12 protein-coding genes are annotated in these 9009 nt (G+C 64.0%); 7 read left to right on the top strand and 5 right to left on the bottom strand.

Features of this window, described 5'->3' with window-relative positions:
- Positions 1-3: 3 nt before the first annotated feature.
- Together EN939_RS11135 and EN939_RS11130 are read left to right on the top strand one after the other, a co-directional pair.
- Positions 4-762, top strand: coding sequence for an ABC transporter permease subunit (locus EN939_RS11135; protein ID WP_127268052.1), 759 nt, complete (start codon positions 4-6; stop codon positions 760-762).
- 10 nt (positions 763-772) lie between these two features.
- Complete coding sequence (locus EN939_RS11130; protein WP_127268050.1) at positions 773-1564, top strand: ATP-binding cassette domain-containing protein; 792 nt, start codon at positions 773-775, stop codon at positions 1562-1564.
- A 63-nt stretch (positions 1565-1627) separates the two neighbouring features.
- Here the strand turns inward: EN939_RS11130 and EN939_RS37980 are convergent, their stop codons facing one another.
- Positions 1628-1804 (bottom strand): hypothetical protein, encoded by a 177-nt coding sequence (locus EN939_RS37980; RefSeq protein ID WP_164749060.1) that lies wholly within the window; start codon positions 1802-1804, stop codon positions 1628-1630.
- A gap of 309 nt (positions 1805-2113) precedes the next feature.
- Between EN939_RS37980 and EN939_RS11120 the strand changes: the two genes are divergently transcribed.
- The 4 genes from EN939_RS11120 (at position 2114) to EN939_RS11095 (ending at position 5438) form a co-directional block, all read left to right on the top strand.
- Entirely contained in the window at positions 2114-2473 is a 360-nt protein-coding gene (locus EN939_RS11120) for a septal ring lytic transglycosylase RlpA family protein (RefSeq protein WP_127268049.1), read from the top strand.
- Between the two features lie 233 nt (positions 2474-2706).
- Positions 2707-3984 (top strand): polyhydroxyalkanoate depolymerase, encoded by a 1278-nt coding sequence (locus EN939_RS11115; RefSeq protein WP_127268048.1) that lies wholly within the window; start codon positions 2707-2709, stop codon positions 3982-3984.
- A 233-nt stretch (positions 3985-4217) separates the two neighbouring features.
- Positions 4218-4835, top strand: a complete 618-nt coding sequence (locus EN939_RS11105) for a transglutaminase-like cysteine peptidase (RefSeq protein ID WP_027040328.1) — start codon at positions 4218-4220, stop codon at positions 4833-4835.
- 366 nt (positions 4836-5201) lie between these two features.
- On the top strand, positions 5202-5438 hold the full coding sequence (locus tag EN939_RS11095) for a hypothetical protein (RefSeq protein WP_127268047.1): 237 nt from the start codon (positions 5202-5204) through the stop codon (positions 5436-5438).
- Between the two features lie 84 nt (positions 5439-5522).
- Here the strand turns inward: EN939_RS11095 and EN939_RS11090 are convergent, their stop codons facing one another.
- The 4 genes from EN939_RS11090 to EN939_RS11075 are packed head-to-tail and all read right to left on the bottom strand — an operon-like array spanning position 5523 to position 8301.
- Positions 5523-5891 (bottom strand): helix-turn-helix domain-containing protein, encoded by a 369-nt coding sequence (locus EN939_RS11090; RefSeq protein ID WP_127268046.1) that lies wholly within the window; start codon positions 5889-5891, stop codon positions 5523-5525.
- 25 nt (positions 5892-5916) lie between these two features.
- Positions 5917-6447 (bottom strand): Smr/MutS family protein, encoded by a 531-nt coding sequence (locus EN939_RS11085; protein ID WP_127268045.1) that lies wholly within the window; start codon positions 6445-6447, stop codon positions 5917-5919.
- A complete protein-coding gene (mltA, locus tag EN939_RS11080; protein ID WP_127268044.1) occupies positions 6444-7568 on the bottom strand; it encodes a murein transglycosylase A in 1125 nt (374 codons plus the stop codon). The genes EN939_RS11085 and mltA overlap by 4 nt, the downstream gene beginning before the upstream one ends.
- Before the next feature lie 25 nt (positions 7569-7593).
- Entirely contained in the window at positions 7594-8301 is a 708-nt protein-coding gene (locus EN939_RS11075) for a Tim44/TimA family putative adaptor protein (protein ID WP_127268043.1), read from the bottom strand.
- A 217-nt stretch (positions 8302-8518) separates the two neighbouring features.
- On the opposite strand from EN939_RS11075, the gene EN939_RS11070 reads away from it, so the two are divergent.
- Positions 8519-9009, top strand: a 491-nt coding sequence (locus EN939_RS11070; protein WP_127268042.1) for an FxsA family protein, incomplete at its 3' end; no start/stop codon positions are given.

Here is a 9009-nt window from a genome sequence, read left to right as displayed (position 1 = left end):
CGCCTGCATAGCAATGCCATCGGCTGGTTGCTCCCGGCGCTGGTTATTGCCGGCTGGGAGATTGCCAGCCGCGCGGGCGTCATGCCCGCCAACGTGCTGCCGGCGCCAAGTGCGGTCGCCGAGGCCTTCTGGCGGCTGACGCTGTCGGGCGAACTGGTCCGCAACATCGGCGTTTCGACCGCGCGCGCCCTTGCCGGCTTCGCCATCGGCGGCTCGATCGGCTTTGCGCTTGGCCTTGCCAACGGGCTCTCGACGCTCAGCCGCGGCCTGACCGACACGACGCTGCAGATGATCCGCAACATCCCGCACCTGGCGCTGATCCCGCTGGTCATCCTGTGGTTCGGCATCGACGAGGAAGCCAAACTGTTCCTGGTGGCGCTCGGCGTGTTCTTTCCGATCTATGTCAACACGCTGCTCGGCATCCAGAGCGTCGACCCGCATCTGGTCGAGATGGGCCGCGTCTACGGCATGGACCGGCGCGCCCTGTTCTTCCGCGTCATCCTGCCCGGTGCGCTGCCGGCGATCTTCGTCGGCCTGCGCTATGCCCTGGGCATCATGTGGCTGACGCTGATCGTCGCCGAAACCATCTCGGCCAGTTCCGGCCTCGGCTACATGGCCATGCAGGCGCGCGAATTCCTGCTGATCGATGTCGTCGTGCTGTCGATCCTGATCTACGCGCTGCTCGGCAAGCTCGCCGACAGCCTCGCCCGCCTGCTCGAGCGGCTGTCGCTCGGCTGGCATCCGGCCTTCCAGAACAGATGAGAGATTGCCCATGACCGCCGCCAGCCTGACCGCAGCCCGTTCCTTCGTCGCCACGCCGGTGCGACCGATCGGCTCCGTCGAAGGGCAGCGGGCCTTTGCCTTCAGGCAAGCCGGCAAGCGCTTCGGCGACAAGACCGTGCTCGACGGCATCGACCTGGACGTGCCGGCCGGGCAGTTCCTTGCCGTCATCGGCAAGAGCGGCTGCGGCAAAAGCACGCTTTTGCGGCTTCTGGCCGGGCTCGACCGGCCGACATCGGGATCGCTGACATTCGGCGTCGAAGAGGAAGGACACAGCCGCACGCGCTTCATGTTCCAGGAACCACGGCTCCTGCCCTGGGCCAGCGTGGTGAAAAACGTCGAGGTCGGGCTGACCGGGATTGCTTCCGGCGCGGAGGCAAGGCAACGCGCGCTCGACATTCTCGGCGAGGTCGGGCTTGCCGACCGGGCCGACGAATGGCCTTCGGTGCTGTCGGGCGGCCAGAAGCAGCGCGTGGCGCTGGCCCGCGCGCTGGTCGGCCACCCGCAGATCCTGGCGCTCGACGAGCCGCTCGGCGCACTCGACGCCCTGACCCGCATCGAGATGCAGCAGCTTCTGGAACGCATCTGGATCGCGCAGAAGTTCACCGCCGTTCTGGTCACGCATGATGTCGCCGAAGCGGTCGCGCTGGCCGACCGGGTCGTGGTGATCAGCGAAGGCCGGATCGCGCTTGATCTGGATGTGCCCGTGGAACGGCCGCGCCGGCGCGGTTCGGTGGAGCTTGCGCGGCTGGAAGGCAAGATTCTGGATCGGCTGTTCGGGTAGGTTTGTCGGGGGCGGCGCCGCAATTGGCGGAGTGGGGGTCGACCTTTCTTCGAAGCTCACCCTCTAGCGATTGGCCCACACCAATCCCCCCAGCCCGACCAGCATGGTGACGACACCGATATACAGCCATTGCGACTGGCCGGTCATGAAGCTGCCGCCGACAACGCCGACGCCTTGCAGCGACCACAGCACGCCGACGGCAAGCACAATCAAGGCCAGCAGATTTTTGATCAGCCTCATTGCCGGATCTCGCTTTCGAAGTCGATTGGTTGGAGCATCGGGGCCGCGATAAAAGAGCCGAAGGAAGTGGCCCGACCATGCCGGGCTCTACTTGGATATTAATGTTCGATCTTGTCAAACGGACGTCTGACCTCAACACAAAGATCATCATTGATTGACCATCGCGTGCCGGAAAATCCCTGACAGACTGTTACCCAGCGACTCCAAACGTGTGCCATTGCCACGGAACCGCCAGATCACTGCCGCATTTCGCGCCTTATTTGGCACCTAACGGCTGGGGTCTGTCAAAAACGGAGCCATCCCCCAAATATGAAGAACCCAAAACAGACCGCGCTTGTCGCGGTAACGATCGCTGCTGGCCTGATGGTCGGCGCTTCTTCGGCGACCGCCGCCGCCCAGTGCGGCCGCGCCTCGTGGTATGCCCTGCACTCCAAGACCGCCTCGGGCGAGCGCATGAACCCGTCGGCGCTGACCGCCGCGCATCGCACCTTGCCTTTCGGCACCAAGCTCAAGGTGACCAACAAGAACAACGGCCGCAGCGTCGTCGTGCGCATCAACGATCGCGGTCCGTTCATCAAGGGGCGCGTGCTCGACCTGTCGAAGGGTGCCGCCGGCCAGCTCGGCTTCATCGGCTCCGGCCATACTTCCGTGTGCATGGCGCGCGTCTAGAGCTCCCTGTGTCCGGCAAAAGGGCCGGACACATTGCCTACACATTTCGCAGCCGCACACTGAGCCGGCTGGCGCCGTTCGGCCCCGATTTCCATGGCCTTGAACCAAAGAAGCATTGGTCACGCAGCGTGACGTATTGCATCGCAGCAATTAGTTGTTAACTTCCCCGCGAGACATCTAGGGCTCGGCGCTGCTCGTCGTCCCTTCGGTCGCAGGCAGCAGCGGGGTTCTCGATGTTCTACCAGCTCTATGAGATGAACCACGCGGCCCTGCAGCCGGCGCGCCTCTATGCCGACGCGGTGCGGATGTTCTATTCCAATCCACTCAATCCGTTTTCCCACACCCAATGGGGCCGTTCGATCGCGGCGACGGCCGAACTGTTCGAGCGCACCACGCGCCGCTACGGCAAGCCGGCCTTCGGCCTGAGCAAGACCGTGGTCGACTGGAAGAGCGTCGAGGTCACCGAGAAGACCGTCTGGTCGAAGCCGTTCTGCAATCTCGTCCGCTTCGAGCGTGCCGTGCCCGCCGGGCGCAAGCCCGATCCGAAGCTTCTGATCGTGGCGCCGATGTCGGGCCATTATGCGACGCTGCTGCGCGGCACGGTGGAAGCGATGCTGCCCTATGCCGACGTGCACATCACCGACTGGGTCGATGCCCGCATGGTGCCGCTTGCCGATGGCCAGTTCGATCTCGACGACTACATCGATTACGTCATCGACATGCTGCACACGCTGGGGCCGGACACGCATGTGATGGCGGTGTGCCAGCCTTCCGTGCCGGTGTTGGCCGCCGTGGCGCTGATGGAAACGAAGGGCGACCCCTTCGTGCCCTCGACCATGACCTTGATGGGCGGCCCGATCGACACCCGCAGCAATCCGACTGCGGTCAATCTGCTGGCGCAGGAAAAGGGCATCGACTGGTTCCGCGACAATGTCGTGATGCATGCGCCCTGGCCGGTGCCGGGCTTCGGCCGCGAGGTCTATCCCGGTTTCCTGCAGCTGTCCGGCTTCATGAGCATGAACCTCGACCGCCACATCATCGCCCACAAGGACTTCTTCATGCATCTGGTGAAGCATGATGGCGACAATGCCGAGAAGCACCGCGATTTCTACGACGAGTATCTGGCTGTCATGGACCTGACGGCGGAGTTTTATCTGCAGACCGTCGACACCGTCTTCGTTCGCCAGGCCTTGCCCAAGGGCGAGATGACGCATCGCGGCACCAGGATCGATCCGTCGGCGATCCGCAACGTCGCGCTGTTCACGGTCGAAGGCGAGAACGATGACATATCGGGCCTTGGCCAGACCAAGGCGGCGCATGATCTGTGCCCCAATATCCCGGCTGAGCGGCATGCCCACTACATGCAGCCGGCGGTTGGCCATTACGGCGTGTTCAACGGTTCGCGCTTCCGTTCCGAAATCGTGCCGCGCATCGTCGACTTCATCACCAGCTATGGCCGCCAGGAGCGTGTCGCGGTGAAACCGAAGCTGGTCCGCGCCGCCAAGAGATAATGCAAGTCGCCCAAATTGCGGATTTTTGGACGATGACCTGCATAGAACCAAGCTTAACGGCGACAAACCGTGAGATTGACCGGTAAAAGCCGGCTGGCTGGCCGATTCTGTTGCACAAGTGCCGCTGTCCAGCCCCTCGGGTAACCATGCCGACAATCCGACCGTCGTCGTAATTGACACGGACTGTAAATCCCCCTTAACCTTTCGTTAATAACAAAGGGTGAGCGGGGACAATGATTTCCTCATCGATGGCGCAACGGCTGCGCGTGTATGTGGCGGCCGGGCTGGCAGTGACGGCGGGCTGGGTGGCACCGGCTTTGGCGGGTGGAGCGATGGCGACCGGGGGTCTCACCTCGCAGCCGATCGGCCACTATGATTTCTGCAAGCTGCATCCGGGCGAGTGCTCGATCCGCCCGACCAATCTGGCGCCGGCTCCGATGAGCGACGGGCTGATGCGCAAGCTCCTCAATGTCACTGCCAGGGTCAATGCCGCCGTCAAGCCGATGAGCGACATGGACATCTACGGCAAGGACGAGGTCTGGGCCTATCCCGACAAGGGCGTCGGCGATTGCGAGGACTATGTGCTGGAAAAGCGGCGCCAGCTTTCACGCATGAGCATATCGCTTGCCGATCTGCTGATCACCGTCGTGCGCAAGCCCGACGGCGAGGGCCACGCCGTGCTGACGGTGCGCACCGACGAGGGCGACTATGTGCTCGACAATCTGACCGACAAGGTCAAGCCATGGGACGCGACCGGTTACCGCTTCCTCAAGCGGCAGGCGATCGACAACACCGGCCGCTGGGTCTCGATCCGCGGTGGCCAGCAAGTTCTGGTCGGCGCGGTTCAGTAGGTTTTGGTACGCCCATCCCGGCACGTCGCGTTCTTGTGGCGCGCTTTAGCTGCTTTCACATCATAGGTCGCCGCCGCCCCTCATTGTCCTGCCGGACATTTCTCCCCGTATAGGGACGGGGAGAAAGACGCCTTCATCGTCGCTTTCGCCAATCATCAACGTCGTAAGCGCCAACCGCGCGGCTGCACCTTCTCCCCGTCACTATACGGGGAGAAGGTGCCGGCAGGCGGATGAGGGGCAGCGCGACGTCTGCCAATATTTCCCACCGCGACCGCCCCCCAATGAATTTTCGCATTTCTCCGTGAACCATTTCGCTTCGGCCAGCGACACACAGCCGTGAACCGAAACCAACCATGGAGACTTCAGATGACTGCTTTTCTGCGAAACACCCTTCTTGCCGCTCTCGCGGTGTCGAGCATGGCCGGATCCGCCATGGCCGAGCAGACCACCAGCTGTTCCAAAACCAACCTCAACGACCTCTGGGCCGGCCGCTGTTGCGGTGATGCCGGGGCGTCGGGCTGCCTGGGGGGTGGAAACAATGGCCATGGCGGCAATGGCGATCACGGCCGGGGCGGAAATGGCGGCACGGCCGGCAAGAAATGATCTCACCACTGTGCCCGCTGGCGGTCCGCCGGCGGGCAGTTTCCTGCTGAGGCAGGCGAACCTGCATCACGCTCGGATCGTCGGCTACGGCCGCTGGTTCAACGCCGCGCGGATCAATGCAGTGATGCGGCGAAGCTCGGCCTCGTCGAGTTTCTCGATGTTTTCGGCCAGCAGATTGGCAAGCTCGGTGGCAGCGGGGGAAAGACCCGACGTGTCGATTTTTACACGCGGGTGCGAGGCCTCGGCCAGCCGCGCCAGTTCCTCGGCATCGTCCCAGATGATGTTGAAATAGCCGATGATCTTCTGGATCAGCGTCCAGGTCGGGGCACCGCGCCTGCCATGTTCGAGCGCCGACAGGTAGGCGGCGCTGACGCCGATCGCCGCCGCCATGTCCTTCTGGCGGACACCGCGTTCGCCTCGTAGCGTGCGCAGCTTCTCTCCGAACGGGGTCATGTCCCCGCCCTCATGATAGAACTCCTCACAGGCGCGCCCGCCGCAGGCGGATATAGAGCGCACCCGAACCGCCATGGTTGCGGGCGGCATGGTCGTGGCTGGAGACGAGCGGCCGGAAGGCGGGCGTCGACAGCCAGGCCGGCACGGCGCGACGCAACACCCCATCGCCGCCGGAGGACGAGCCCTTGCCGGTGATGACCAGGACATAGCGGACGCCGCCGGCATGCGCCCGGTGCAGGAACGAAAACAGCAGCGAATAAGCCTCGTCCTGGGTCATGCCGTGCAGGTCGACACGGCCCTCGATCGGCAGCCGGCCTTTCGATAATTTGTCCAGCGTCGGCTCGTCGAGGCGGTGCGTGACTTGCTGAGCCTTCGGCTTTGCGGTCCCTGCGGCGTTGGCAGAGGCCAGCGCCGGCTGCGGCTGATTTGGCCTGGCCTCGGCGGCAATGTCGGGGATGTCGACGGCAAATTTGCCCTTCAGCGGCTTGGCCGTGCGCGCCACCAGGTTCCACAGAACCCGGTCATCCTCGCTGAGCTTGTCCGGGCGCCGGGTCATCGGACCGCACCCGCAACGAGCGCGCGCGGCACCAGCGCATAAAAATCCGCGGCATTGCGGATCACGCCGGCGATCTCGCCCGCGGCATCGCCCGATCCGGCGAACAGGTCGCCCCGCGCCGGTCCGGTGATGGCGGAGCCGGTGTCCTGCGCGATCATCAGGCGGCGGAACGGTTTTGCGTCGAAAGCAGTGAGCGTCGGCGCGTCGATGTAAAAGGGCGTGCCGAATGTATGCAGCAGGCGGTCGACGGCGATCGAGCGGCCCGGCGTCAGCGGCACCTTGGCGGCGGCGATCGGGCCAAGGGTTGCGTCCTCGACATCGGCCTCGCGAAAGAAGATGTAGGAGCGGTTCTGACGCAGTATCTCGTCGACGCGGTCCGGATGCGCCTTGAACCAGGCGCGGATCGACTGCATCGTCACCTCCGCCAGCGGGATCTCGCCAATCTCGCTCAGGATCTTGCCGGGCCCGGTGAAGCGCTGGCCGGATTTGGCGGCATAGGTGACGCGGACAAGCCGGCCGTCGGTCATGGCGAGGCGTGCGGCACCTTGCACGTGAATGAAGAAGGCATCGACCTTGTCGGCCAGCCAGGCGATTTCCAGGCCCTTGCCGTCGAGCGCGCCGCGCTCGATCTCGCCACGGTCGGGATACTCGACCGGCCCGTTCGGCGTCTGGCGCGCGAAAGCGAGGTAGGGATCCAGGCCGGGCGGCCGGTTTCCGTCGTCGATATCGACGAGATCGGCCGGGCGCGACAGCAACGGCACCGAAAATCGGTCCGTGCGCACCGGTGACGCCTCGACTTGCGGTTCATAGAAGCCGGTGACGAGCCCGGCGCCGCCATGTTCGGCAGGGACAAGCGCCGGGGCAAAATGGCGCTCGAAGAAGGCGCGGGCTTCCCCGCGGGCCAAAACCGGCGACCGATTCGCCGGCGAAACGGTCCGCGCCTCCGCGTAGGCATCGGCAAAAGCTTGGAAGTCGACGCCGAGCGCACCGCTGCGATAGGGTTTGGTCAGCACATGGAAGGCCGAGCGGCGAAAGGCGGCGAAGGCCGCCAGATGGTCGTCATCGTCCCAGCCGGGCAGGTCGCCAAAGGCTTTCTCGACAAAAAGAGGCGATAGCGACACCGGAGCCTCGCCGCGTGTTTCCGAACTAGTCTTCTTCCTCGGTGGCGACGAGCTTCCAGTTCGGATCGCGCGAGCGCGTGTCGCGGGCGAAGGTCCAGACATCCTTGACCTCGGCGACGGTTTCCGGGTCGCCGTCGATGACCGCGCCTGCCTTGTCGCGGGTCGCCGAAATCAGCTCGCTGATGATGCGCAGCGTGACATGCGCCTCGCCGCCCTTCATCTCGGCCGAGACGATGTCGGCCTTGTCGATGCCGACGAAGGAGGACTGGATCTTTTCCGCCTTGGCCTCGCGCTCGCCGATGGCGGCGACAAAACCGTCATAGACCTCGCGCGACAACAGGTTCTTCAGCGTTTTGCGATCGCCGTCGGCATAGGCCATGACGATCATCTCGTAAGCCATCTTGGCGCCGTCGACGAAACCCTTCGGCTCGAAGGACGGATCATTGTCCTTGATCGTGCGCAGGCCCTTGTTGAGGTCGGTGTCGGGCTTGGCGAAAGCGTCGATCGCGGCATAGGTGTCGGGAGCCGGCTCGCCTGGCGCGCGCTTGCGCGGCAGCGAGACGACGTTTTCGGATTTCTGGGCGGCATCCTTGTCGCCGGTGCGAGCCGCCGAATAGGGATCGAAGGGCGGCCGTTCGCTGCCGGTGCGGCGGCCCAGCACATTGCGCAGCTGGAAAAAGATGACCACCGCCGCAATCAGGAAGAAAATCGTGCCGAAGTCGAAGAATCCCATATCTTCCGCCAATCAATCCCTGCCCTGTGGCCGGACCGTCAGGCCCAATGGCCACGGTCGCATAGCGTTCAACATTCAAAGCATATAGAACGCAAGGCGCAATCATTCAAATCAAAGGCAGGCATACCTATCTAACAGCCTCAGTGCCAGCGGCGATTGCTCGCTGGCGGCCAAAACAATCGAAACGATCATAACAATCGAAAAAGGTTGGCAAGACTTGCGCATTTCGCTGCTTCCCTTCTTTCTCCTCGCGCTTCCGCTGCTGGAAATCGCCGGTTTCGTCATCGTCGGCCGCGAGGTCGGCGCGCTGGCGACGGTCGGCCTCGTGCTGGCCTCGAGCATCGCCGGCGTGCTTTTGCTCCGATACCAGGGCTTTGGTGTGATGGCCCGCATCCGCACCGAGATGGCCGCCGGCCAGAACCCCAGCCGCCATCTTGCGCACGGCGCCATGATCGTGGTTGCGGCGATCCTCCTGATCATCCCCGGCTTCATATCAGACATCATCGGCCTGCTGCTGTTCCTGCCGCCATTGCGCGATTTTGCCTGGAGCCGGTTCAAGGGCCGCATTGTCGTCGCCACCGATTTCTCGACCGGCGGTGTTCGTGGCCGGCGCGACAGGGTCATCGACCTCGAAGACGGCGACTATTCGCGCGAAGACGATCTGAAGCGCGGACCGGATCACAACTCGCCGTGGCGCCGCCTGAAGGA

It is taken from the genome of Mesorhizobium sp. M7A.F.Ca.CA.002.05.1.1, from assembly GCF_003998335.1.
In the GTDB taxonomy this organism is placed as follows: Bacteria; Pseudomonadota; Alphaproteobacteria; order Rhizobiales; family Rhizobiaceae; genus Mesorhizobium.
This window is presented reverse-complemented; position numbering and strand designations above follow the sequence as displayed.

Excerpts from the sequence above, each read along its gene's own strand:
- EN939_RS11075 (WP_127268043.1), bottom strand. The coding sequence starts at position 8,301 with ATGGGATTCTTCGACTTCGGCACGATTTTCTTCCTGATTGCGGCGGTG.
- EN939_RS11090 (WP_127268046.1), bottom strand. The coding sequence starts at position 5,891 with ATGACCCCGTTCGGAGAGAAGCTGCGCACGCTACGAGGCGAACGCGGT.
- EN939_RS11115 (WP_127268048.1), top strand. The coding sequence starts at position 2,707 with ATGTTCTACCAGCTCTATGAGATGAACCACGCGGCCCTGCAGCCGGCG.
- EN939_RS11085 (WP_127268045.1), bottom strand. The coding sequence starts at position 6,447 with ATGACCCGGCGCCCGGACAAGCTCAGCGAGGATGACCGGGTTCTGTGG.
- EN939_RS11130 (WP_127268050.1), top strand. The coding sequence starts at position 773 with ATGACCGCCGCCAGCCTGACCGCAGCCCGTTCCTTCGTCGCCACGCCG.
- EN939_RS11120 (WP_127268049.1), top strand. The coding sequence starts at position 2,114 with ATGAAGAACCCAAAACAGACCGCGCTTGTCGCGGTAACGATCGCTGCT.
- EN939_RS37980 (WP_164749060.1), bottom strand. The coding sequence starts at position 1,804 with ATGAGGCTGATCAAAAATCTGCTGGCCTTGATTGTGCTTGCCGTCGGC.
- EN939_RS11105 (WP_027040328.1), top strand. The coding sequence starts at position 4,218 with ATGATTTCCTCATCGATGGCGCAACGGCTGCGCGTGTATGTGGCGGCC.
- EN939_RS11095 (WP_127268047.1), top strand. The coding sequence starts at position 5,202 with ATGACTGCTTTTCTGCGAAACACCCTTCTTGCCGCTCTCGCGGTGTCG.